The sequence below is a fragment of the Nostoc sp. JL33 genome, from assembly GCF_017114985.1.
Lineage (GTDB): Bacteria > Cyanobacteriota > Cyanobacteriia > Cyanobacteriales > Nostocaceae > Nostoc.
Window position 1 is genome coordinate 1 of record NZ_JABXKP010000091.1, and the last position, 22711, is coordinate 22711.

Sequence of the window (22711 nt, forward strand, 5' to 3'; positions counted from 1 at the left end):
CGTTAATATACTCCATCATCCCATACTGTATTGTACTCAAGCAGGAACCGCTATAGTAATCAGAAAACAGCGCGATTGTAGGGGATTAATCTGCTAGTTCCTTAGCGATCGCTTCGGCGTCAGTAGTAATCATAAGAAAATACCCAAAACGGATGGAAACCACGCTCGCTTAGACAGTGGAGGAAATCGGAACAGCAATTTTAATTGCTGTGATAGTAGCATACGTTTTTTGGTAAAATATAATCACAGTAAAATTAGCTCAACGCAGGAAGTTAACTCGTTTCCAAGGCTTATGCTAGTAGCTGAGTTGTCTAGCGAGTAGCAACGTAAATTGAGTCATGGGGTGTGGGAGTGACTCCCTACTCCCCGTGTGAGTCGTGGTCTAAATACCTGAAAATTGCTGTAAAAGATAATTCACTCAATTTCTAATGCCTTTTTGGCATGTTTCAACTGTTTCCAGAGAATATGAATTTGTTTGTAAGCTTCTTCTGGAGAAAGTTTGCCACCAGTTTGTAGGTTACAGATGTAGTTCACACGTTGAGCAAACTCTTGGAGATTAGCGTTGAATACCAAATACTCTGGCTTAAACTGCCCATAATATGAACTACGAGGATATAGAAAATCGCACAGTTCCGATAGAAAATCAGATTTCGGATTCATACAAGTTGAGATTTATTAGGTAATAGCAAAATTAAAAACACTCTCTTATATCATGATTGCCATTTTAAACTTTCAGAGGAAAAGTAGTAGATGAGTAAATTTCACTCATCTACTACAGGTAGAGTTAGGAGACAATTTGCATATTTATAACATCTTGTATGGGAAAAATCAGAAATTATAGCGGTGTATTTAAATAAACTAGAAAGGTTTGGAGACAGGTCTTGGGGTAGTCTATAGCGCTTATCATTTGTATGCAATACACTCTTGGCCTCTCTTTTATTAAAAGAGGAGGTTTGAATCTTACTCCCCAACGCTACAAGGGTTGGGGTTGGGGGTTAGGTTTCTATTGGACTGAGATGAGAAGCGGGATATTCAAATGAATATCGCTATAAAAGTCTAGATTTCGAGAATAATTTTATGTTGCTCTGATTAACTTTTAAAAAAAAGGTAGCACAGGGGTAATTTTTACCCCTCTGCTACCAGCAAACGGAGGTATAAACTTGACTATTTAATTGGCATGAACCAATTCTTGAGGCGCTGCGGCATCATATTCTACAGCTTTAACAAATTCCTTGAGAACATCTTTGAGTCTTTGCTCAATTTCCTCATCTAACAGGACGCTGTTATCAGCTTGTCGTTGAATTTGTTTGTCTACCGCATAAATAGTAGCTAGGATATGCCGCGCTCCTAATTCAGATAAGACAGGTTTAAGAGCATATTCAATTGCCAATAAGTGAGCGATCGTCCCACCAAGGGCAATTGGTAACACGGGTTTACCTGTCAATGATTTTTGGGGCAGCAAATCTAGAAATGTTTTCAGCACTCCTGTATAAGCAGCTTTGTAAATTGGGGTGGCAATAATCACACCATCTGCTTTTGCTAATAAAGCTTTTGGCTGTTCTAAAGCAGGGCTGTCATATCGTCCAAAAATTAAATCTTCAGCAGGCAAATCCCGAACTGAAATAATGTCTACATGCAAGCCTTCTTGTTGTAAAAGCTTGGCAGTGTATTCGACAACACCATAGGTTCTAGATGGATGGGTTGGACTACCAGCGATCGCTAAAATATGAGTCATTCAATTAAACTCCCAATTTCTAAAACGGGTTCAGTATGTTTCGTGGTTTTGGTCTTCATAGCTGATGCTGTATTAACCTTCTCACTCAGACGTTTGTAGGGACGGCGCAAACTCATACTCTCTACTTCCCAGATGTAGCCATGAATAACTACATCCTGGGGAATTAAAGCAGAATTACGCAGCAATTCAACCTGCTGTGTGCAGATTTCATCCACATCGGTAAACGTTTTGATCCATTTGGAAAAAACGCCTTTTGGTAGCTTCAACTCTGGCAAAGCAGGATCGACACTAACTTGATCCACGTCAATACCTTGATTTCGCAATACCTCACTGAGAAAGTCTCCTGATGCTGTCATCATGCCACATTCGGTATGATTAATAACGATGATTTCTTTTGTGCCAAAAAACTGTGTAGTTAACATCGCTGACCGAATAGCATCATCTGTAACTAACCCCCCGGCATTACGGAAAATATGAGCATCTCCTTCACCAATTCCTAATACTTTCTCCACAGGTAAACGTTCGTCCATGCAAGCTAGCACCCACAAGCGTTTATTGTTAGGTATCCCCAACTGACGACGCAATGCCCACGCTTCTTTTTCTGAGATTTTTTGGTCAATTTCTTGGTGCAACATGGCTGGTAATCTACTAGTTCTTAATTACTAGGATATGGACGTTGCTCTTTGTTGAGGCTGCTGCTTAGGGAAATCTTCATTTGCCACAATCTCGCCAAATGGACTCAAGACATGTTGTTTCTCCACTGGCGGCAGATTTTCTAATGGCAGATGGGGAAATAGAAGTTCTGCGACTCGATAAGCTTCCTCTAGGTGGGGATAGCCAGAGAGGATAAAGGACTCAATACCCAAAGCAGCATATTCCAACATCCTGGCAGCTACGGTTTGGGGATCGCCTACTAAGGCCGTTCCCGCACCACCCCGCACCAAACCAACTCCCGCCCACAGGTTCGGGCTTATTTCTAATGCCTCACGATTACCGTGGTGTAATTGAGTCATCCGCCGTTGTCCTTCTGAATCCATGCGGGCATAAGCTTTTTGAGCTTTAGCGATCGCTTCGTCATCCACATACCGAATTAAGTCATTCGCCGCATCCCAAGCTTCACTCTCGGTTTCCCGTACAATCACATGTAGGCGAATCCCAAACCGCAAAGTCCGCCCTTCTAATAAAGCAAGTCTGCGAACTGATGCAATCTTCTCGGCTACTTGCTGTGGTGGTTCGCCCCAAGTTAGATAGACATCTACATGCTTGGCAGCAATTTTTTGAGCAACCGCAGAAGAACCGCCAAACCACAAGGGCGGATATGGCTTCTGAACGGGTGGAAACAGCAGTTTACCATCCTGAATGTTGAAATAGTCGCCCTGAAGATTGGCTTGTTCACCACTAGCGATCGCTCGCCATACTGTCAAAAATTCATCTGTTAATTCATAGCGCTGATCGTGATCCAAATGCAAGCCATCTCCCGCTAACTCCACAGGATCGCCCCCTGTCACCACATTAATTAGCAACCGTCCTCCAGAGAGGCGATCAAAAGTCGCCGCCATCCGCGCTGCTACCCCAGGTGATACCAAGCCGGGACGAATCGCCACCAAAAAACGCATCTGTCGCGTCAGTGATACCAGCGTTGACGCTACAATCCAAGCATCTTCGCAAGAACGTCCCGTGGGCAGCAATGCCCCTGTATAACCAAGGTCATCCACCGCTTGGGCTATCTGCCGCAGATAAGGAAAGCTTACTGCCCGTCCGCCTGTAGCAGTTGCAAGGTAACGTCCGTCGCCGTGGGTTGGGATGAACCATAGTAGCTGCATGAGTCTTGTCCTTTTAAACTACGATAAGTCGATAGAAATACCGTGTTTTGTTTATAGTTCTGAAAGTAGCACATATTCTACTTAATTAAGCAAGAAGTTTTCAGAAAACTACGGTATCTCTATCAGACCAATGTATATTAAGCCGTGTTCAATCGGCTGGCGATCGGAAAAATTGGGTATCGGGCATTGGGTATTAGTTATTTCTTCGTCTCTCCCCTGCTTCCCCTACATCTATGCACGACATCTAACACACATCCAGGTGTACTGTCCAAAATCAGGTCAAGTTGATCGGATTCCCGTTCAGTATTTTCTTGAACGCATTGCGGCAGGTTAAACTAACGTGAGTTTGATCAACTAAAAAACGGCACAAGGAAGGGCAGGTAAGTCTTTGGGATAAATATCAAGTAAGGGTTTTTCAGGCAAATAAGTCTAAGCAGCTAAACCAGCCATCAAGTTGACCCCGAACCCAATAACGCAACTATCCACGTTGAATCACCCTCTACAGCCATCACGTTTTGATGCCTAATTAAAATCCCCATTACAAAACGTAATTGCGAATTGGTTTAAGCTTTATTGACATTGATCTACTCTTATTGACAAGATGCGCTTACCCTGAGATATCAACGAAGTAGGTCTGGGTAGTTCATAAATAATTTGTTGTTTCTTAGCTAATTTTAATCAGTTTATCAGGGCTAATTCAGGGCGATCGCTGATTATAGTTATGAATGTAGTGAATCCCGTACTGAAGTTGATTGCCCAGTTAAGGGGAAAATAGAAAATAATAGATATATGGACAAACGCTATTTTTTACAGGCTAGTGCAGTAATAGTCGGCACAGCATTGTTATCAAGGTATATCAATTGGGAGTCAGAAGCGATGACAACTTCTAATAGTGGATTTGAAATTACCAAACCAGAGTCAGAGTGGCGCACGATTTTAACGCCAGAACAGTTTAGTGTATTGCGTAAGCATGGGACTGAACGCCCTCACACTAGCCCATTGGATAAAGAATACGACAATGGGACTTATTTTTGTGCCGCGTGTGAACAGCCACTGTTTACATCTGATACAAAATTTAACAGTGGTACTGGCTGGCCCAGCTTTTTTAATCCAATTGAAGGTGCGATCGCTCTAACTGTAGATAAGTCGTTGTTTATGACCAGAACTGAAGTGCATTGTAGTCGCTGTGGTGGTCATCTGGGTCATGTTTTTGATGACGGCCCTGCACCCACTGGTAAGCGCTACTGCATGAACGGTGTTTCGCTGAAGTTTGTTCCTGCCTAATTTAGTTGCTTCGGCGTAGCCTGTCGTCAACACATCGCACGCACTAACCTAAATTATCAGATTTTGGCGCTTGACCAAGGGTGAATAAACTTTTGACAACAACTTCTCCTACTCAATGCTAGTGGACGAAGTATTGTCAATTTAAAGAAATGCAACTCTTGGTCTTCGCTAGAGCTATCTACCTAATTCGTCCTATTTGTTTGGGTCGTTTTTCTCCTTTTTGTCTTTGGGATCTTTTTTAGGTTTTTTAACTTCTTTATTACTTTTTCTTTCTTTCGACATCAGCGTTCTCCAACTAGGTTAATCAGTCAAAGCTTCCATATTGTACCGTCAGGAAATCAGGATATGACTTACCTAATATTCTTTTAAGGCAAAAAAGAAAGCATCAGACATGAATGCTACTAACTACCATGATACGGTGTTGTTTGATTCGCTGTCGCTTGAATCCATATTGCCAGAATTGCGGCTAGACAACAGATAGAGACGTTGCAGCCGCACAAGTCGTCCTCATCAGAGGATGTGCATCTGTCAGGCAGACGGTTAAGATGCTTGTTGTTCCCGTAGCGGCGCGTTAGCACAGGTAAATTCATTGGAATTCCAAAGACGCAAGAATCCCACGGCTTTTAGTTAAACTGAGCGAACGCGGTAGCGTGTCGTAAGACAAGCGATAGTTTAACAGCTGCGGGAGTGTCAATTAACCTATCCCCTATCCCCTTGTTAACCCCTAACTCCCTTTACTAATTGTTCCAACAATTTTATCCTCTGCCACCAACGATTTAGGGGATAATAGACTACAGGTGCCCACAGACTACTAAGAATGGCAGAAGCTAGGGCGACACGCTGGTAATATGTCCAAATATCTGTTATTTTGCGCTGATCGCCGAGCAAAGTTAATTGCAACCCAAAGATAGTTTCTGCCAAAACTGCCATACCAAAGACAATTACTGCAATCGAAATAAAATCTTCTTCGATAAAACGCTGTTTCTGGAGCAGACTAGTTAAAATTCCCACTATACCTAAACTAAGGGCATGAGTAGGGTTAAGTGATGTCATTGAATCTTGAAGTAGCCCCAGAACTATACCTGCCAATGCTCCAGAAAACACTGGGCGCTTCACACTCCAAGCCACCACCCAAATTAACAGCCAATTAGGGCCAATTCCCAATAATTCCATCCCTGGCAGGCGGGTTGGCAATAATAATAAACATAACAGTACAGATCCAACCGTCACTATCCAACCCAACAACTGACGTATACCGGGATGCCAACGAGAAAGCGGCGGGATTTGGAATTTCGATTTTCGCTCTGACGATTTTGGCTTTCTCTGCCTGCTGTTACCAAATGCAGGAATCTTCATTTTTCTATAGATTTGCTCAAAAAATTTACTTAGACTTTTGCGGCGCTTGATTTTCCGACTCTTGGTTTTCTGGCTTTGGATAAACAGCTACCCAATCGAGAGAGTTGATTGGCGGAAACAGCTCAATTTTCGCCACTGATGCGGGAAGTTTCTTTAAATCCAGCGATTTAATTCGTCCTACAGCCAAGCCAGATGGAAATTTCTGACTATAAGTAGATGTGGAAACTAAATCTCCTACTTTGACATTTGGGACTTTTTCATAAAACTCCAGCACAGCTTCTGCAGAAGAATCTCCTCGCAAAACGCCTTTAGCTGCCGTGCGGCTAACTGATACACCCACTTGACTCTTGAGGTCACTGATTAACAACACGCGGCTAGTATTGGGAGTTACACTCTCCACTAGACCGACCAATCCGCCATCTGCCTTGACTATGAAGCCTTCACCAATCCCCACATTCGCACCGCGATTCAGGGTAACTTGTTGCCACCACTGGTCAGCACTACGTCCTATCACCCGTGCTGGAATTGGCCGTGATGCCAGTGGCTCTTTTTCCACATAGCCCAATAAATCTTGTAGCTTTGTCTTTTGACTTTCCAAATCTACTATACGGGTTTGCAATTCTAATATCCGGGCATCTCTAATACCTTCTTCTGGAGTTGGCCCTGACTGCAACATCTCTAACGGACGGGTAATTGCCTGGTATGTTTCAAACACCAGTTCACCTTGAGTCTGTCGCAATATCCAAGCACTACCAACTACTAGAGCTAACAACCCGATTTGTAACCCTTTACGATCCCACCAACGCCGTATTGTAACCATATATACCTTTGTATACTTATACAAATTAAGTTCTACTTGGATTCTATTTATATAGAACCCAAATAGAACTCAAATAGAACTCAAATATGATATTTTCTTTTGCTACATATTGCGAGAGCTTTCGGTGACAACTCGTTCCAACTGTTTGAAGTTTTCTAACACACGGCCTGTTCCCAGCACAACACAGCACAAAGGATCGGCAGCAATGTGGGTAATAATTCCTGTTTCATGGCTAATCAGGGTATCTATGCCTTTGAGCAAAGCACCGCCACCAGCTAACATAATACCTCTGTCAATAATATCTGCTGCCAGTTCTGGAGGTGTGCGTTCCAGTGTCCGCTTCACAGCTTCTATAATTACTGATAGTGGTTCCAACATGCTTTCACGGATTTCTGGGGCTTTGATTGTTACAGTTCGCGGTAGACCAGAAAGCAGGTGTAAGCCTCGGACTTCCATCATGGCTTCATTATCATCATTAGTAGGATAGGCAGAACCAAGCCGAATCTTGATGTCTTCGGCAGTACGTTCACCAATGACTAAGTTATGAACTTTTTTAATATACTGAATGATCGCTTCAGTCAGTTCATCTCCAGCAATGCGTACTGATTCGCTGATTACCGTACCCTGAAGACTTAGCACCGCAACTTCTGTTGTACCACCACCAATATCGATGATCATGTTGCCAGTCGGTTCAGCAACAGGTAGTCCTGCACCAATTGCCGCAGCTATAGGTTCATCGATTAAATATACTTTTCTTGCTCCTGCTTGATGAGCTGCATCCATCACAGCTCGCCTTTCTACTCCTGTGACGCCACTGGGAATACCAATGACAATCCGGGGTAAAATTAGGGATCTGCCTTCATTTACACGCTGAATAAAGCTTTTCAGCATCAGCTCGGCTATATCGAAATCAGCGATTACACCATCACGCAAGGGGCGGAGGGCAATCACATTTCCAGGTGTGCGACCGAGCATTTTTTTGGCTTCTTCTCCCACTGCTAGTGCTACCTTTTCGTTGACATCGATCGCAACTACAGAAGGTTCTTGCAGTACAATACCTTTACCAGATACATAAACCAGGGTGTTAGCGGTACCGAGGTCGATACCCATATCCCATGATGTGCGAAAGTTCCTAAAAATACCCACGCGTCTCTAAGCCCCCTATGTGCGATACTTTTTGACTACAACGGAAAGAGTTAATCGTGCCGGATTTGATGAAGTTTTTATCCTGAGTTGAGTAAACTAGACTATATTTTTAGATGATTCCCAGGAATATTTACTATCTCTCAAGCTTCAATTTTTTGATATTCTCTGGTTAACTAAGTATATCCGTATACTTTTATGTGTTTCTCCAAGTAGTATGTATAATTTTTCAATTAAACTATATTGTTAACTGTTTAACACATTATTTTCAAGAGTTTCACAATTCGCTATGATAAAAGTCGGAATTAATCAGTACTCCTGTACTAAGAGGTAACGCATATGAGTATCAATATTGTCACCCTTGTTGGTCGTGTAGGTAGCGACCCTGATATAAAATATTTTGAATCAGGTAGTGTTAAGTGTAGATTGACACTAGCTGTTAATCGTCGCACTAAAGAAGGCGAACATACCGACTGGTTTAATTTAGAACTATGGGGAAAAACGGCGGAGGTAGCAGGTAATTATGTACGCAAAGGCAGACAAATTGCTGTCAAAGGTTCCTTAAAGTTTGACACATGGAGCGATCGCCAAACAGGAGCAAACCGATCCTCTCCAGTTATCCAAGTAGATCAACTAGATTTATTAGGCTCTAAGCGCGACGGAGAAGGCGGTACAGCAGATACGTCTTCAGAACATTTCTAATTTATCATTGGTCATTAGTTCTTAGTAATGCTAATGACCAATGACCAATGACTAATGACTAATAACTAATTTGCAACGTCACCGATGCTTCTACTTCCTGTTCACCGCCAATTACAGGGGTGGAAGCATCAGCTGACTTGGCAGCCTCAGCCCGTAAAAACATGGGTGGTCGAGGTGGAGTCGGATTATTAACTTGAATGCTCACTATTTCTTTGGATTTGAAACCCAAGGCACTGAAAACAGCATCAGCTTGCTGCCGCGCGTCTTGAGTAGCTTCTTTTAATGCTTGCTTTTGAGCAGCCGCGATCGCTTGATCATTCGCAACAAAACTAATGCCGTTAATTTGTGTTGCACCGGCTTTCACTGCATCATCCAATAATGTACCAGCTTGCTCGGTAGGAATACGAAAACTCACGGTGTTATTGGCAGCATAGCCTGTAATCCTCTGCACATTATTGGTGTAGCTGTAAACTGGGTTGAGACTGATACCAGTAGTTTGTAATTTTTCGACATTTTTGCTTTTGAGAAACGCAACTACAGCAGATGACCTCCGGGCGGCTTCTTGCTGTACCTCCTGTGCTGTTTTCCCTTGAATCTCCACTCCTAAACTTACTTGCGCCAGGGTTGCAGGAGTTGTTTCCACTCCGCGACCACTGACACTAAGGGTTCGCCACAATTTCTCCTTTTCTTGTGCCAACGCAGGTAGTACAAAAGTTGCACATAAAAGCATTGCTAAAGGCAGTATTTTCCACAAGTTCCCATTTGGAAACTGAAAACCGGGTAAAGCGGCTCTAGTCATCAGATTTGCACTCCTCAAAGTATTCACAGATGTTTTTAACAAGCGTATGTAACAATCTTGCAGTGGCCGTTGAGAGTCAACGGCTACCCCAAGTTTTTCACAACTTAAGTGCGATCGCACTTATCCGATTTGTATGTTCTTACTTTGACACTGCGATCGTCAAATGCTGAAATGGTTACATTTTTGGAAACTCAAAAAATTACACTAGCCTTTTTGGAGATTTTGCCGTGGCGTATTGGCTGCTGAAAACTGAGCCGGAAAATTATTCTTACTTTGATTTGGAACGGGAGGGCAGTACAGTTTGGGATGGAGTCAACAATTCTCTAGCGCTAAAACATCTACGTACCATGCTTCTTGGTGACGGACACTTTGCTCAACGGGGGGAACCCCCGCACGCAAGTGTCCTCGACTTGGCGTTAATTTATCACACAGGCAAAGAACGGCAAGTCATCGGTTTAGCAGAGATAGTTAGTCAACCCTATATCGATCCAGCACTCAATGACAGCAAACGGGCAGTTGTAGATGTACGGGCATTACGAAGAGTACACCAACCCGTTACCCTAGCCCAAATCAAACAGGATGGTAAATTCACAGACTTTGATTTGCTGCGACTTCCGAGACTGTCTGTAGTCCCGGTTGGGGAAGTCTACTGGCAGCCCTTGATTGAGTTGACAAATGGTACAAATTAATACCAGGTTAAAAAAACAATGGGACAATTCATAAACATTGGTGTCAACTTAAGCCTTGGCGAATAGAATTCGCGGCTATACAAACGAACGCGAACAGCGTCTGGCAGAGAAGTCCACCTCCGTGGACTAATACAAAATCAAACCGCAACGCGAGAGTCATTAGTTATTAGTAAGAAAGTCCTTGCTCAAGGCAGGCAAGCTCAGTGACCATCGTAGACATCGCATTCAAAAAAATTTACTTAATTTCACCTGGATTATTCTGAAATTTCCGGTAGTAAATTAATTCATAAGCTCATTACAACAATTGCTGCAATCATTTAAGCGTTTCTTATACATGGAAGAGGATTTGTTGCAAAGTATTAACCATTTGCAGCAACTGCTTATAGATTTGTAAGAAATGCTTAAGGGTTTCTTATATATGGAAGAGCATTTGTTGCAAAGTATTAAGCGTTTGCGGCAACTGCTTATAGATTTGCAAGAAATGCTTAAGGGTTTCTTATATATGGAAGAGCATTTGTTGCAAAGGTTTAAATTTTGATAGATAAAACTAGGGTGCATTACGGCTTAAGCGATCGTAGTCCTACCGTTACTGCCACAGCATTAGCTTTGACTATTGCCAATCACCTCTCCATTGGCACAGATAGATGTTTTTCAGAAACGCGTCAGAATCAAAGAGAAGGATTTTCACAGAACCCATGCATTTGTTAGATCCAATCAGCTTCACTTTTCCTCTGCTGGCCAGCGCAACACAAGCCGCAGACAGTTCAATGGTAGTCGCAGCAGTGCTACTAAGCTTAGTAGTCATTTATCTTGCTAGCAAAGTTGGTGGAGAGTTATCAAACCAAGTGGGTTTGCCGCCTGTCTTAGGCGAACTCGTAGGTGGTGTGGTAGTTGGCATCTCTGTTTTCCACCTTTTGGTGTTTCCAGAAGGCGGCACAGACAGTTCTAACTCTTTGATCATGTCCTTCCTTCAAATCACTGCTGGTTTAACCCCTGAAGCCACTCCAGCCGTGTTTGCAGCGCAATCCGAGGTGATTTCGGTTTTGGCAGAATTGGGTGTGATCATTCTGCTATTTGAAATCGGCTTGGAGTCGAACTTAAAAGACTTAATGGCAGTTGGTATCCAAGCTACCGTCGTCGCAGTAGTGGGGGTAGTAGTACCCTTTGCAGCTGGGACTGTGGGACTGATGACTTTGTTTGGTATCGATGCTATACCCGCAATTTTTGCTGGGGCGGCTTTGACTGCCACTAGTATTGGGATGACTTCCAAGGTGCTGTCAGAGTTGGGGCGACTCAATTCTAAAGAAGGGCAGATTATTTTAGGTGCTGCCGTAATTGACGATGTGTTAGGAATCATCGTTTTAGCGGTAGTTGCCAGCCTAGCTAAAGATGGCGTGGTGGATGTAAGTAAAGTTATTTATTTGATTATCAGCGCCACTGGTTTTATCTTGGGAGCAATCTTACTGGGGAATGTTTTCAATAAGTCCTTTGTGGCGATCGCTGATCAACTCAAAACACGCGGTGGACTGGTAATACCAGCATTCATCTTCGCTTTTGCAATGGCATACCTTGCCGCCATCATCCACTTAGAAGCAATTCTAGGAGCTTTTGCGGCAGGTTTAGTCCTAGAAGAGACAGATAAGCGTAAAGAACTGCAAACGCAAGTCTGTCCCATTGCCGATATGTTAGTGCCAATTTTCTTTGTGACTGTTGGGGCAAAAACCGATTTGGGAGTATTAAACCCAGCAATTCCCGACAATCGTGAAGGTCTAATTATGGCAACTTTCCTGATCACAGTAGCCATTCTCGGTAAAGTAATCACAGGTTTAAGCGTGTTTGGTCAACCGGAAATCAACCGTTTAGCGATCGGTGTAGGGATGATACCTAGAGGCGAAGTCGGGTTAGTGTTTGCTGGTGTCGGCGCTGCCAGTGGCGCTCTCTCGAAACCATTAGGGGCAGCAATTATCATGATGGTTATCTTGACAACCTTTTTAGCTCCTCCTTTGTTACGATTTGTATTTCCAGACCCAAAAACCGTAGACGGAGGCTCAGAGCAACTAATTTTAGATGGTTCCTCTGGGACATCGTTAGTAATTGAACCACCTCCGTCGAGGGTGCCAGCATCAAATGACAGCGGCAATTTGGAAGTAACCCCAGATTCTGGCGATCGTTAATCATTGGGCAAACAGGGCAATTCAATGCAAGGATTTTGGTGAAGCAGCGCGGTCTTGGGGGTTTCCCCCATGAGCGACTGCTGAACCCGAAGGGATTGACGATAGCGCCACGGAGAGCGAGTCCGCGTACTCCTGCGGAGGACAAGCTAGCAAGAGCGTCTGTCTGCGACACGCTATTCGCGTTCGTAGAGAGCTTGGATTAAATTTCAATTCTTTAATCCAAAATCCGTCTTAAAAAGTTTGCTCAACGGGGGGAACCCCCGCACGCAACTTTTGTCTCCGACACGCTCTTCGCGTTCGCAAAATCTAAATTCTAAAATTCTCATTCTCCCCCATCTCCCAAAGGCTATCTCAAGTGCCTTGGGATGCTGCCATTGTGCAGTGGAAACTTCTCTCCCCAAATCTCCGTCCCGTGTGATTGTAGAATAATCGTTTGTTTGTAATTTCTACCAGCATTCAGAATGTTACTTATTTCCGTTTCAGTTGTCAGTCCTCGGCTTGTGGAACTTTATCTGAATATTTTCTAGGTAATTGGGAGTAACACCCGTAAATTTTGCTAGATCATCTGACAGTAATGGGAATAATTTACTCAGTGCATCAATGGCAACAAAGAACAAATACTTATCAGTGAACGGCTATCAGTTATCAGTTTTCTAGCTTTATTGGGAGTCAAAGTCCCCCACCTCTACAGGTGGAAGGTTTCACATGGGGATTTAGACCCAATATGAAACTTGATAACTGATTTAAGTGTCTACTTACAGCAGTTTTCAAGTATTTAGACTACTACTGAGACGGGAGTGGGGAGTGGTGTAGTTCAATTACTTGAAAAGTACTGTAATAACAGCTTAAAAATCAAAAAAGGCATCAAAGGTCAAGTTGAGGTGGTGACAGTGTGGATGATTTACCAATAAGTTGAGATATTGACGGCTGCCATGAACGTGAATTAGGAGAAAGGACTGTGAAATTACACTGGTTACTAGCCAGCACTATTGGAACTATCTTCATGCTATCGTCGCCAGCAATGGCTGCGAGACTTGAATCTTGGCGCTTTGATGCCAATCAAAACAGGCTGGAAATTAATACTGTGGGAACAGTTCAACCCCAGGCACAGCTAATTTTCAACCCGACTCGGCTGGTAATTGATTTGCCAGGAACCACATTTGGGCGTCCGCAGCTAACCCAACAGGTGGGCGGTGGAATTCGCTCGATCCGTGTTGGGCAGTTTGATACAGATACAACACGTATAGTCATCGAACTGACTCCTGGTTATACTCTTGACCCCAAACGAGTCCAATTTGTTGGTACAGGCGAATCCCCTGCGGGGACAGTTCCTGAACGCTGGACGGTGCAATTACCTAAGCCAGAAGTCGATAAAGTTGCCTCATTTCCCAGAAGTGCTTACAGTGTTGTTACTCCAAACTCTGAGCCTCAACCTGGTATTTCAAGGGTTGCCACTACTACACGAGGGGCGACTCAACTTGAGAACTTACAAGTAACAGGCGATGGGTTGTTCATTCGCACCAGTGGTGGTAATCCTCGGATTCAGGTAATTCGCAGCCGCGATCGCGCTACCATCTTCATGGATATCTCTGACGCATCTTTATCACCACGTCTGGCGCAACAGAATAATATACCCGTTAACAAATATGGTGTTAGCCGCGTTGAATTTACCTCATTACAAACCCAACCTCCTGGCGTCCGCCTGGCTTTGCGGGTAGATAAAAATAGCCCAGACTGGCAAATAACTAATAGTAACGGCAGTGGTTTGGTAGTTCTACCTAGTCGCGTTGTCAGATTGCCTGGAAGTAGTAATTTAAACAACCTACCGGCCAATCAGTCAGAACCCATTTCCTTTGGCAGCAGACTATCTGCCAACAACTCGCCAGCAACAATTGAGTCTGTGCAACTAGCTGATAATGGCAGACAACTGCTAATTAGAGGCGATCAACCTTTATCTGCTACGGGAGTCTGGGATAGAGCCTCTGGTCTGTTCCGTGTCACAATTCTCAATGCTAACCTAGCTAAGAGAGTCACAGGCCCTACCTTTGCTGCCAATAGCCCCATTCTCCGGGTACGTCTGCAACCCCAAAAACCCAACACTGTCATTGTCTTAGTTCAACCAGCAGCCGGAGTGCAAATTGGGCAACCCAAGCAAATCGGCGGCCAGCTTTTGTCTCTACCCATACAAAGCTCTCGGCGTGTTGTCGCCCTCCCTGGAAGACCCCCCTTTGCTTTACCTGGGCTACCACCGCCAAACCGGGGGCCATTCCCAGACTCAAATAATCCCAATCCCCAGCCCCTATTTCAACCACAGCGCCGAGTTACCAATGGGCGAGTGGTAGTTATTGTTGACCCAGGACATGGCGGTAAAGACTCTGGAGCGCTTGGACTTGGGGGGGCACGCGAAAAGGATGTTATCTTGCCTATTGGTAGGAAACTGGCTCAGATTTTGCAGCAAAATGGCATACAAGTAATTCTGACGCGGGATTCTGACTATTTTGTTACTCTTCCGGGACGAGTGCAATTAGCAGAGCGAGCTAACGCTGATGTATTTGTTAGCATCCACGCTAATTCAGCAGGTGCGAGTCGTCCAGATGTTAATGGCTTGGAAGTCTATTATTACGACAGTGGTTTAGGTCTAGCTCGCATTGTCCGCAGTAGTATTCTCCAAAGTATTGGTACTCTCAAAGACAGGGGAGTGCGACGAGCCAGATTTTATGTCCTCAGAAAAAGTTCTATGCCCTCCATCCTTGTGGAAACTGGTTATATGACTGGTCGAGAGGATATGGCTAGGCTGAGAACCTCAGCTTACCAAAATCGAATGGCAGAAGCGATCGCTCGTGGTATCCTTCAATATCTAAAGAGAAGATAAATAATTTAGTCGAAATTATTTAGTAAATACATCTAATCTTTACCATTTTTATGCAATTTAGTAGTAAAACAATTTAAGTATTCTTGCTGCGGGGCAAGAGTAGTTTCTTTGCTATTGTCATCTGATAGCTTGCAAGTCAGCAGATTTTGGATTTGAGATTTGAGATTTGAGATTTTAAATTTTGGATTTGTGTCACCCCCAAGGGGTGTTAGTGTAGCGGGACTAACGTCCGGCATAAACCTAAAAGACGCTCCTCCAGCGTTCGCGACTGTACGTAGCGTCTGACTCGCTCTTAGTGGCGCTATCGGTTTTTCTTCAATCGGGAATCTAAAATCTAAAATTGGCAGTCAAATTTATATAGGCTAATGGCATGGCAAAATCAGAAGAGCGTGCTATGTTTTACGCCATTAGCTGTGTCTTAATAAAAGCACAAAACTCAAGTGTGTGCGGTGATGGTGTGAGGATTTGCCAACCAATATGTTGAGATGTTGACCGCTGCCATGAATGTGAATCAGGAGAAAGGACTGTGAAATTACACTGGTTACTATCCAGTACTATTGGAACTATCTTCATGCTATCGTCGCCGGCAATGGCCGCGAAACTCGAATCTTGGCGTTTTGATGCCAATCAAAATAAGCTGGAAATTAATACTTTAGGGGATGTTCAACCCCAAGCACAATTAATTTTTAACCCGACTCGTTTGGTAATTGATTTGCCAGGAACCACATTTGGGCGTCCGCAGCTAACCCAGCAAGTGGGCGGTGGAATTCGTTCGATCAGGGTTGGGCAGTTTGACGAACAAACAACGCGCATAGTCGTTGAATTGACTGCTGGCTATACTCTTGACCCCAAAGGAGTGCAATTTGTGGGCACAACTGGCGATCGCTGGACAGTGCAGTTACCTACGCCAGAAGCCGAAAATGTCCCCTCAAAAAATACTGAGGGGCAGCAAGGAGAAGTTATAGCCAGAGAAACTTCACCGAAAACATCTACACCAACGTTCTCCCCAAGGAATATTTACAATGTAGTGAGAACTGGCACTGTCAATCCACTTAACAACAGAATGGTTGTCGCCAGAGTTACTCAAATTGAGAACTTACGGGTAACAGGCGATGGGTTTTTCATCAGTACAAGTGGTGGTAATCCTCAGGTTCAGGTAAATCGTAGCAACGATCAAAAAGCAATCAACATCGACATTGCTGGCGCAACTTTATCACCAAATCTAGAGCAGCGAGATTTGTCGATTAATCGCTATGGTGTCAGCCGTATCCAGTTCACCCAACTGCAAACAAGCCCATCTGTTGTTCGCCTGACTTTACGGGTAGACGAAAATAGTCCAAATTGGCGAGCAACCACTAGCAGTGGTGGTGGTTTTGTGGTTCTACCCAATCGTGGCGTTGCCCAGTTGTCTGGAGGTAATAATCCACGCCCTATACAACCTGCTAATAGCTCACTTGCTAGGATTCAGTCTGTGGAACTGGCTAATAATGGCACACAACTGTTGATTAGAGCCGACCAAACTTTATCTGCTACAGGCGGCTGGGATAGAACTTCTGGTCTGTTCCGCATCACTATTAACAATGCTAAATTAGCTCCCAAAGTTATAGGCCCTGCCTTTAGTGCTAATAGCCCTATCCTGCGGGTACGCCTGCAACCACAAGAATCCAATACTGTCATCGTCTTGGTTCAACCAGCAGCCGATGTGCAAATTGGGGAACTCAACCAGGTTGGCGATCAGCTTTTAGCTCTAGAATTAAAACGCTCTGGTAGCATCATCACACCCCCCATTACTTTACCTCCCCTACCATCAGTAAACTCAGGACAATTCCCAAACCCCACAGATAATCCCCGTCCAATCTCTCAGCCACGGACACACGCCTCCGTTCCCAGAGGGAAATTGCTAGTAGTTATTGACCCAGGACATGGTGGAAAAGATTCAGGTGCTCCAGGTCTGGGCGGACTTTTAGAAAAGGATGTAATCCTGCCTATTGGTAAAAGGGTAGGAGCAATCTTAGAGCAAAATGGTGTACAAGCGGTACTAACGCGGGATGCTGACTTTTTTGTAGAACTTCAGGGACGGGTAGAGATTGCTAAACGAGTTAATGCGACTTTGTTTGTCAGCATTCACGCTAATTCGGTTGATAATCGCCCTGATGTCAATGGGTTAGAAGTCTATTATTATGACAGTGGTTATGCTCTGGCTGAAGTAGTTCGCAATACCATCCTCCAGGACATCGGTACTATCAAAAACCGGGGAACCCGCAAAGCCAGATTCTACGTTCTCAGGAAAAGCTCTATGCCCTCGATTTTAGTGGAAACAGGCTATATGACTGGTTACGAGGATAATCCCAGATTGGGAACACCAGAGTATCAAAATCGGATGGCAGAAGCGATCGCTCGTGGCATCCTTAAATACTTAAAGCAGAGGTAATATAGTACAAATTACTAATAAAAGAAGTAGTATTTAAACTTCTTTTACGTGCAGAATTTAGTGGTCAATTTGGAGATTGTCTGCTAAATTCTGTATTCTAAATCCAAAAACCTAAATCAACATCTGCCTGTGTATTCATCTTCAATCTTTGAAGGAAATCTTGACGATTTTTGTGATCAAGAACCCCAGCGCGCACCAATTGGCATCTTTGATAGTGGTGTGGGTGGACTGACTGTACTGCGACAACTATATCGGCAACTCCCCAATGAATCAATTATTTACTTTGGGGATACAGATCGACTTCCTTACGGAATTCGTTCACAAACAGAAATTTTACAATTTACGCGTGAAATTATTACCTGGCTACAACAGCAGCAGGTAAAAATGGTGATTATGGCTTGCAACACCAGTTCTGCCCTCGCCCTAGAAACCGTGCGTCAAGAATTCAGCATACCCATTTTGGGAGTAATTCTACCGGGTGCAAAAGCTGCGGTGCAGCAAGGAAAACGCATTGGTGTAATTGCCACTCCAGCTACGGCTAAGAGTAATGCTTATAAGCACGCCATACTCGAAATAAATCCTAATGTCCAAGTCTGGCAAGTTGGATGTCCAGAGTTTGTGCCACTCATCGAGCAAAACCGCATTCACGACCCCTACACTGCTGAAGTAGCACGAGCCTACCTAGAGCCTCTATTAGAGCAGGAAATTGACACCTTAGTTCACGGCTGTACCCATTATCCTCACCTCACGCCAATACTGCGATCGCTCCTCCCCTCTCAAGTCCAGTTGATTGATCCAGCTGTTCATGTTGTGGCAGCTTGTGCCCAAGAGCTAGAGTTACTAGGCTTAAGAAATACCCACCTCCCACTGCCAACTCGCTTCGCCGTTAGCGGTTGTCCGCAACAATTTTCCCAGTCAGGAGTGCAGTGGCTAGGCTATACCCCAGTCGTTGAAGAGGTTTGCTTCACTAATACCGCTATTTCCCAACTCTAATAAAACTAATTTGTCCTTATCCTTAGCCCTTTAATGAAAACAAATGACCAAGGATAAAGGACAAATGACTATTGACTATTTACTGCTTGAGTCACCTTTGCCCTTACTGACATCTCCTGCTTGTGTTTCCCTTTGGCAGATGAAGGCAAACTTGTAGGAACAGTCTTTGTGCCCGTTCGCTTCGCCAGTGCTAATAACAGGTAGACTGTAAACAAATATCCAGACGCTAAAATAAAAATCATCATAGACATACTTCCGTAAATCATTGTTCTACTAGCACCTTTTCAAACAAATATAAAATTCCATAAAATTAGTAAAACCTCAGCCAACCAAGTGCATTCTTGATGGCTGTATCTGACTATGGTAAAATTACCTATAGAGATAAAATTATCTCCGGACAAAGAATTTATTATCTAATGCGACTTCTTGCAGACCATAGATCCCACAGTAGCTAGCTTGTCGTTTGGCAATCTAAAACTACGATTCTCACCGGTCTACTTTATCTGCTTTATTTTTGGTCAAACTGCTGTGAAAAGAGCAATGCTTGCGCTCAACGTGCGCTGAAAACGTGTAGCGGCTTCCCATAGGGGATATCGCATAGCTCCAAACCAGGAGTTTCGCTTATCGGAGGAAAAATAAAAGGAATTATTCCTTTAATCTAAGCTACGACTAGTTATTTTAGACTCACATCACCAAGCCAGTAAAATCAACTAGTAGATGACTTACTTTTGGGATGTGAATATCTGAAAAATTTAAAATTCCTATATTTTAGCCTAACACAACGACCCTGAATTTTAAGCCCACTCGGCTGCTAAATTTCAAATTTTTTGAATAGCTGCACTTGAGTCTTGGGGAAATTTAGTCTTACTCATTGGCAACAAATTTAAATCGTATCCATTTTGTCACTAAGTAATATTGCTTAGAATATCTTTTTAACTGTGGCGAGAAACGTGGACAGGGGAACTACCTAAGACAATTTAAGCTTATATTTATTCCCGTCTACTGAGAATTCATGTTTTAAGTGATTTTAAAACCGGAATTTGGAAAAATTAAGCATAATTGCTTATTGACATAACCACTATTAAGCTTAATTATCACCCATAGACTGATGAATATGGGATTACTTTATGAAAACTTTGCGCTGGCACATGGTTATCTTAAAATGAGTATAGGATATGTAAACTTTCGTAACCTAAGTCAGAGTCCGCCCATCCATGACCCCAGCCACCTCCCTGTTTACCCCTGTGGAAGCAGACCTGCGACTACTAGCAGATAACCTAAAACAGCTAGTTGGAAATCGCCACCCCATTTTGTTTGCAGCAGCCGAACATTTATTCGGAGCTGGGGGAAAGCGTATCAGACCAGCAATTGTCCTGTTAATATCGCGGGCAACAATGTTAGAACAAGACATTACGCCCCGTCACCGCCGCCTAGCTGAGATTACGGAAATGATTCACACAGCAAGCTTGGTACATGACGATGTGCTAGATGAATCAGACGTGCGGCGAGGCGTTCCCACGGTTCATAGTTTGTTCGGTAACCGCATTGCCATATTAGCAGGAGATTTTCTCTTTGCCCAATCGTCGTGGTATTTAGCAAACTTGGACAATTTGGAGGTGGTGAAACTGCTCTCAGAAGTGATTATGGATCTGGCTACTGGGGAGATCCAGCAGGGGCTGAATCGTTTTGATATTGGTATCTCTATTGAAACTTACCTCCAGAAGAGTTATTACAAAACAGCTTCGTTAATCGCCAACAGTTCTAAAGCTGCTGGGTTACTCAGTGAAGTCTCACGAGAAACTGTTGAGCATATGTATAGCTACGGTCGTCATTTTGGTATAGCATTTCAAATTGTTGATGACATTCTAGATTTCACCAGTACAACAGATGCCTTGGGTAAACCAGTGGGGTCGGATCTCAAAAGTGGTAATCTGACTGCACCCGTTTTATTTGCTTTAGCCCAAAAACCATCCTTGGAAGCGCTGATTGATCGAGAGTTTGCCCAAGAAGGGGATTTAGAGCAAGCACTGGAACTAATTCAAGATAGTCAAGGTATACAGCAGGCTCAAGAGTTAGCTGCTCACCATGCTAAGTTAGCAATTGAACATCTTGCAGTTCTCCCACCCTCAGAATCCCACCAGGCATTGATTAACATAGCTGAGTACACATTGAGTCGCCTCTATTAAATCAGTTATCAGTTCTCAGGTAGAAAGCAAAGATTTAGGTGTAGGGTGGAATGGTACTTACTTAAGCAAAAGTTGCTGCCCAGATCGCCGACTTCTTCAAGAAGTCGGGAATCTAAATCCAGCGATTTAGTAAGCGACAATCCACCCTACTAAGGAATTTCCAACAAATAAATTATCCAATTTTGTGGGGTATTTTTTTATCGTAAATTAAAGGGTTTAAATAAGAGTCTGTTGGCTATAGCGTGCCGTAGGCAAAATGCCTTTAATGCGTGAATGCGTGAATGCGTGAATTGTTATTTGTCAGTCTCTAATATCGAAGAATTTATTTTTTCGGATTCCCTTAGTACAGCTCATATTTCATTAACTGACAGGGCAACGTTCCATTGAACACCGCAATCCTCTGGGATGATTTTAGTCCAATGGATTGAGATAGTTCCTTGTTGCCACTCAGCACAAACGCAGTCCAGCCTTTGAAGCGTTGTTTTAGGACATCGCCCAAAAGTTTATAGAACGCCCCTAAATCACTATCTCGCCCCAGTCGTTCGCCATAGGGTGGATTGCAGAATAAAACCCCACTGTCTGCGGGGGCGACAACATCGGCAAGCTCCATTTGAGAAAACCATACATGGTTATCAACGCCGCAGTTTTGAGCATTGTTAATCGCCTGTTCAATCACATTTTCATCGCGATCGCTTCCCCAAATAGGCGCGGTCAGGGTATCGAGTTGGCTGTCCTTAGCTTCTTGGAGCAGCTTTTCTAAAAGGGACAGATCAAAATCGAGCCAATTTTCAAATCCAAAGCACTCACGAAACAGCCCTGGTGCTATGTTCAGCGCCTTTAAGCTAGCTTCCAGGGGTAAAGTGCCAGATCCACACAGAGGATCATAGAACATTTGGTCTGGCTGCCAACCCGAAAGTTGAATCAGGGCAGCAGCTAGAGATTCCTTTAGAGGGGCTGATCCAACCGCAGGACGGTAGCCTCGGCGGTGCAGACTATTTCCAGAACTGTCGAGTTTAACGGTACAAAAGTCGCGTTCAATATGAACATTGATCCGCACATCTGGTTCATGAAGTTCTACATTTGAACGCTCACCCAGATTTTCCTGTTGCTGGTCAACGATCGCATTTTTGACTTGGAGAGAGGTGAAGTGGCTGTGGTTGAGGTGATCGTTTTTCCCTGTGGTATTCACCGCCAACGTCATGTCTGGCGTGAGATAGTTTAGCCAATCGATAGTCTGGATGCCGCGATAGAGATCCTTGGCATCAAGGCAAGGAAACTCATGGATATTCACCAAGATTCGGAATGGCAGCCTAGCCCAGAGGTTGACGCGATAAAGCAGAGTGCGATCGCCTTCAAAGGCGACACCGCAAAACCCTGGCTCTACGGAATGGGCACCGAGTTGCTCTAACTCCTGAGCCGCGAGGGTTTCTAATCCGCGAGCAACCGTTGCAAAATACTGATTCATCCTCTAATCCAAAGCATTGTCTTCACTGCTGGCCCATTGACGCACTTTAGCCTAACTCATATCTTATGACATTCTCTCTCGTTAAGTCTGCGACCATGACCTTAGTAGGGTACAACGAAATTAAGTAACTCAGCATAACTTGCCCCAGACAAACGTAATTAAGGCTGAGTCAGGACACAGCAAATATTTTTTGAAAGAGATTATATTTCATCAGTTTAAGTACTATCTTAAATCAATTA

21 protein-coding genes and 1 pseudogene are annotated in these 22711 nt (G+C 43.8%); 10 read left to right on the forward strand and 12 right to left on the reverse strand.

What is annotated here, in order from left to right; genetic code table 11:
• Positions 1-414 precede the first annotated feature (414 nt).
• The 5 genes and pseudogenes from HWQ23_RS27435 to HWQ23_RS33750 form a co-directional block, all read right to left on the reverse strand.
• The gene (locus HWQ23_RS27435) at positions 415-660 is read right to left on the reverse strand and encodes a DUF7219 family protein (RefSeq protein WP_292835692.1); all 246 of its coding nucleotides are present in this window, start codon (positions 658-660) and stop codon (positions 415-417) included.
• A gap of 508 nt (positions 661-1168) precedes the next feature.
• A complete protein-coding gene (ssuE, locus tag HWQ23_RS27440; protein WP_292793726.1) occupies positions 1169-1735 on the reverse strand; it encodes an NADPH-dependent FMN reductase in 567 nt (188 codons plus the stop codon).
• Positions 1732-2370 (reverse strand): beta-class carbonic anhydrase, encoded by a 639-nt coding sequence (locus tag HWQ23_RS27445; protein ID WP_292835694.1) that lies wholly within the window; start codon positions 2368-2370, stop codon positions 1732-1734. The genes ssuE and HWQ23_RS27445 overlap by 4 nt, the downstream gene beginning before the upstream one ends.
• A 27-nt stretch (positions 2371-2397) precedes the next feature.
• Positions 2398-3558, reverse strand: coding sequence for an FMNH2-dependent alkanesulfonate monooxygenase (gene ssuD, locus HWQ23_RS27450; RefSeq protein ID WP_292835697.1), 1161 nt, complete (start codon positions 3556-3558; stop codon positions 2398-2400).
• Positions 3559-3912: 354 nt separating this feature from the next.
• Positions 3913-4032: pseudogene (locus tag HWQ23_RS33750) on the reverse strand (IS982 family transposase); the annotation flags it as partial.
• Positions 4033-4347: 315 nt separating this feature from the next.
• On the opposite strand from HWQ23_RS33750, the gene msrB reads away from it, so the two are divergent.
• Positions 4348-4842, forward strand: a complete 495-nt coding sequence (gene msrB / locus HWQ23_RS27455; RefSeq protein WP_292835700.1) for a peptide-methionine (R)-S-oxide reductase MsrB — start codon at positions 4348-4350, stop codon at positions 4840-4842.
• Between the two features lie 401 nt (positions 4843-5243).
• On the opposite strand, the gene HWQ23_RS27460 is transcribed toward msrB, so the two are convergent.
• From HWQ23_RS27460 to HWQ23_RS27475, 4 genes are all read right to left on the reverse strand, one after another.
• Positions 5244-5432: a hypothetical protein gene (locus HWQ23_RS27460; protein WP_292835703.1), complete on the reverse strand. Its 189-nt coding sequence runs from the start codon at positions 5430-5432 to the stop codon at positions 5244-5246.
• 127 nt (positions 5433-5559) lie between these two features.
• The gene (gene mreD, locus HWQ23_RS27465; protein WP_292835706.1) at positions 5560-6198 is read right to left on the reverse strand and encodes a rod shape-determining protein MreD; all 639 of its coding nucleotides are present in this window, start codon (positions 6196-6198) and stop codon (positions 5560-5562) included.
• 25 nt (positions 6199-6223) lie between these two features.
• Entirely contained in the window at positions 6224-7018 is a 795-nt protein-coding gene (gene mreC, locus HWQ23_RS27470; RefSeq protein WP_292835709.1) for a rod shape-determining protein MreC, read from the reverse strand.
• Positions 7019-7120: 102 nt separating this feature from the next.
• A complete protein-coding gene (locus HWQ23_RS27475) occupies positions 7121-8128 on the reverse strand; it encodes a rod shape-determining protein (RefSeq protein WP_292835711.1) in 1008 nt (335 codons plus the stop codon).
• Between the two features lie 372 nt (positions 8129-8500).
• Between HWQ23_RS27475 and HWQ23_RS27480 the strand changes: the two genes are divergently transcribed.
• Complete coding sequence (locus HWQ23_RS27480) at positions 8501-8863, forward strand: single-stranded DNA-binding protein (protein WP_292835714.1); 363 nt, start codon at positions 8501-8503, stop codon at positions 8861-8863.
• A 58-nt stretch (positions 8864-8921) separates the two neighbouring features.
• Here HWQ23_RS27480 and HWQ23_RS27485 read toward each other — a convergent pair whose 3' ends face one another.
• Positions 8922-9662, reverse strand: coding sequence for an SIMPL domain-containing protein (locus HWQ23_RS27485; protein ID WP_292835716.1), 741 nt, complete (start codon positions 9660-9662; stop codon positions 8922-8924).
• A gap of 29 nt (positions 9663-9691) precedes the next feature.
• On the opposite strand from HWQ23_RS27485, the gene HWQ23_RS27490 reads away from it, so the two are divergent.
• The 7 genes from HWQ23_RS27490 (at position 9692) to murI (ending at position 18821) form a co-directional block, all read left to right on the forward strand.
• Complete coding sequence (locus HWQ23_RS27490) at positions 9692-9832, forward strand: hypothetical protein (RefSeq protein WP_292835719.1); 141 nt, start codon at positions 9692-9694, stop codon at positions 9830-9832.
• Positions 9833-9889: 57 nt separating this feature from the next.
• The gene (locus tag HWQ23_RS27495) at positions 9890-10351 is read left to right on the forward strand and encodes an EVE domain-containing protein (protein WP_292835722.1); all 462 of its coding nucleotides are present in this window, start codon (positions 9890-9892) and stop codon (positions 10349-10351) included.
• Between the two features lie 534 nt (positions 10352-10885).
• Positions 10886-11059 (forward strand): hypothetical protein, encoded by a 174-nt coding sequence (locus tag HWQ23_RS27500; RefSeq protein WP_292835725.1) that lies wholly within the window; start codon positions 10886-10888, stop codon positions 11057-11059.
• A complete protein-coding gene (locus HWQ23_RS27505; RefSeq protein ID WP_292835727.1) occupies positions 11047-12525 on the forward strand; it encodes a cation:proton antiporter in 1479 nt (492 codons plus the stop codon). The genes HWQ23_RS27500 and HWQ23_RS27505 overlap by 13 nt, the downstream gene beginning before the upstream one ends.
• 958 nt (positions 12526-13483) lie before the next feature.
• On the forward strand, positions 13484-15397 hold the full coding sequence (locus tag HWQ23_RS27510) for an N-acetylmuramoyl-L-alanine amidase (protein WP_292835730.1): 1914 nt from the start codon (positions 13484-13486) through the stop codon (positions 15395-15397).
• Positions 15398-15923: 526 nt separating this feature from the next.
• Positions 15924-17828 (forward strand): N-acetylmuramoyl-L-alanine amidase, encoded by a 1905-nt coding sequence (locus tag HWQ23_RS27515; protein ID WP_292835733.1) that lies wholly within the window; start codon positions 15924-15926, stop codon positions 17826-17828.
• 129 nt (positions 17829-17957) lie between these two features.
• Positions 17958-18821, forward strand: coding sequence for a glutamate racemase (gene murI / locus HWQ23_RS27520; RefSeq protein ID WP_292835736.1), 864 nt, complete (start codon positions 17958-17960; stop codon positions 18819-18821).
• Between the two features lie 68 nt (positions 18822-18889).
• Here the strand turns inward: murI and HWQ23_RS27525 are convergent, their stop codons facing one another.
• Positions 18890-19087, reverse strand: a complete 198-nt coding sequence (locus tag HWQ23_RS27525; RefSeq protein ID WP_292835739.1) for a hypothetical protein — start codon at positions 19085-19087, stop codon at positions 18890-18892.
• A gap of 948 nt (positions 19088-20035) precedes the next feature.
• Between HWQ23_RS27525 and sds the strand changes: the two genes are divergently transcribed.
• Positions 20036-21007 (forward strand): solanesyl diphosphate synthase, encoded by a 972-nt coding sequence (sds, locus tag HWQ23_RS27530; RefSeq protein WP_292835741.1) that lies wholly within the window; start codon positions 20036-20038, stop codon positions 21005-21007.
• 340 nt (positions 21008-21347) lie between these two features.
• Here the strand turns inward: sds and HWQ23_RS27535 are convergent, their stop codons facing one another.
• Positions 21348-22472 (reverse strand): THUMP domain-containing class I SAM-dependent RNA methyltransferase, encoded by a 1125-nt coding sequence (locus tag HWQ23_RS27535; RefSeq protein ID WP_292835744.1) that lies wholly within the window; start codon positions 22470-22472, stop codon positions 21348-21350.
• Positions 22473-22711 lie beyond the last annotated feature (239 nt).

Excerpts from the sequence above, each read along its gene's own strand:
- HWQ23_RS27435 (WP_292835692.1), bottom strand. The coding sequence starts at position 660 with ATGAATCCGAAATCTGATTTTCTATCGGAACTGTGCGATTTTCTATAT.
- ssuE (WP_292793726.1), bottom strand. The coding sequence starts at position 1,735 with ATGACTCATATTTTAGCGATCGCTGGTAGTCCAACCCATCCATCTAGA.
- HWQ23_RS27445 (WP_292835694.1), bottom strand. The coding sequence starts at position 2,370 with ATGTTGCACCAAGAAATTGACCAAAAAATCTCAGAAAAAGAAGCGTGG.
- ssuD (WP_292835697.1), bottom strand. The coding sequence starts at position 3,558 with ATGCAGCTACTATGGTTCATCCCAACCCACGGCGACGGACGTTACCTT.
- msrB (WP_292835700.1), top strand. The coding sequence starts at position 4,348 with ATGGACAAACGCTATTTTTTACAGGCTAGTGCAGTAATAGTCGGCACA.
- HWQ23_RS27460 (WP_292835703.1), bottom strand. The coding sequence starts at position 5,432 with ATGAATTTACCTGTGCTAACGCGCCGCTACGGGAACAACAAGCATCTT.
- mreD (WP_292835706.1), bottom strand. The coding sequence starts at position 6,198 with ATGAAGATTCCTGCATTTGGTAACAGCAGGCAGAGAAAGCCAAAATCG.
- mreC (WP_292835709.1), bottom strand. The coding sequence starts at position 7,018 with ATGGTTACAATACGGCGTTGGTGGGATCGTAAAGGGTTACAAATCGGG.
- HWQ23_RS27475 (WP_292835711.1), bottom strand. The coding sequence starts at position 8,128 with ATGGGTATCGACCTCGGTACCGCTAACACCCTGGTTTATGTATCTGGT.
- HWQ23_RS27480 (WP_292835714.1), top strand. The coding sequence starts at position 8,501 with ATGAGTATCAATATTGTCACCCTTGTTGGTCGTGTAGGTAGCGACCCT.
- HWQ23_RS27485 (WP_292835716.1), bottom strand. The coding sequence starts at position 9,662 with ATGACTAGAGCCGCTTTACCCGGTTTTCAGTTTCCAAATGGGAACTTG.
- HWQ23_RS27490 (WP_292835719.1), top strand. The coding sequence starts at position 9,692 with ATGTTTTTAACAAGCGTATGTAACAATCTTGCAGTGGCCGTTGAGAGT.
- HWQ23_RS27505 (WP_292835727.1), top strand. The coding sequence starts at position 11,047 with ATGCATTTGTTAGATCCAATCAGCTTCACTTTTCCTCTGCTGGCCAGC.
- HWQ23_RS27525 (WP_292835739.1), bottom strand. The coding sequence starts at position 19,087 with ATGATTTACGGAAGTATGTCTATGATGATTTTTATTTTAGCGTCTGGA.
- sds (WP_292835741.1), top strand. The coding sequence starts at position 20,036 with ATGACCCCAGCCACCTCCCTGTTTACCCCTGTGGAAGCAGACCTGCGA.
- HWQ23_RS27535 (WP_292835744.1), bottom strand. The coding sequence starts at position 22,472 with ATGAATCAGTATTTTGCAACGGTTGCTCGCGGATTAGAAACCCTCGCG.